The sequence below is a fragment of the Psychrobacter sp. BF1 genome (assembly GCF_019279065.1).
GTDB lineage: Bacteria > Pseudomonadota > Gammaproteobacteria > Pseudomonadales > Moraxellaceae > Psychrobacter > Psychrobacter urativorans.
This window is the reverse complement of sequence record NZ_JAGYWV010000039.1, coordinates 1-1,029: the sequence shown is the minus strand read 5'-3', so window position 1 is coordinate 1,029 and position 1,029 is coordinate 1. Positions and strand designations below refer to the sequence as shown.

The 1,029-nt window shown below is 41.3% G+C and carries 1 protein-coding gene; it reads right to left on the bottom strand.

All coding sequences use genetic code 11. From position 1 onward, the window contains the following. Nucleotides 1–967 (bottom strand): IS4 family transposase (locus KZA12_RS14740; protein WP_373416640.1); only part of this gene is annotated, 967 nt, incomplete at its 3' end. Between the last annotated feature and the right edge of the window lie 62 nt (nt 968–1,029).

Genomic DNA, 1,029 nt, shown 5'->3' with positions numbered 1-1,029 from the left:
ATCCCCACCCGATTTTCATAGGTTTAGGGGTTAAAAAGCTAACTAACTGTCGAAATACAGTCTTATCATTGTTAAAGAACACCAAGTGAAGGCCCTCAATCAACACATCCAGGCCAAGCGCAAACAAACTGGCTTGAGGTCGAGCGTTTGACTTTAACTTGCGCTTTAACGGCTTATCTTTGTCTTTATAAATACCGACATGATAAGCCCAACAAAATGCTAAGGCGTTCACTGCGACTAATTTACTGACCCGATCAAGATGGGTTAAGTGGGTATCTTCAAGATTAAAGCCACGGCCCTTTAGACAAGCAAATAAAGTCTCAATCTCCCAACGCTTAGCATCGCTTGTCATCGCATCCACTGTTTCTAGTTGATTGGTGGCCACAATCACTAAACCATAGTCTTTATCACGCTTGGCAAATACTCGAACCAAACAACCATCGACAGTCAGTATTCGTCCATGTCGATATGTTTCTTGATGGCTAACATGGCGTAATAACTCTTTAATCTGTACCAACTTGCCATGATGATTCTTAACTTTACTGTTCTTCTTAATCCGTATGGCAAAGGGTATGTGATTATTGGTGAGCCAGTTAAACCATTTTTCGCCAACAAACTCTCTGTCTGCTACTATCATCTCAAGGTTATCTTTGCCAAATTGTTTGATAAACCGCTCAATAAGTTCACAGCGTTCAAGATGGTTTGTATTACCTCGCTTATCTAGCATTTGCCAGTATAAGGGGATGGCTATCCCTTTATATACCACCCCTAGCATAAAGATGTTGAGGTTACTTTTACCCCATTTCCAGTTGGTGCGGTCAATGGTTAAGGTGACTTTGCCTAGCCCAAATAGTCGATATATCATCAAAGCCAGTTGATTGTAGTCTATCCTCGCTTCGGCAAAAAATCGCTGTAGTCTGCGATAGTGACTGTCGGTCTTGCCACCCTTAGGAAGGTGTCTTGCTATTTTTTTTAAGATTACTGCTTTGAGCAGTAATCAGGGCTATTATCATTAGGCTCAAACAATTG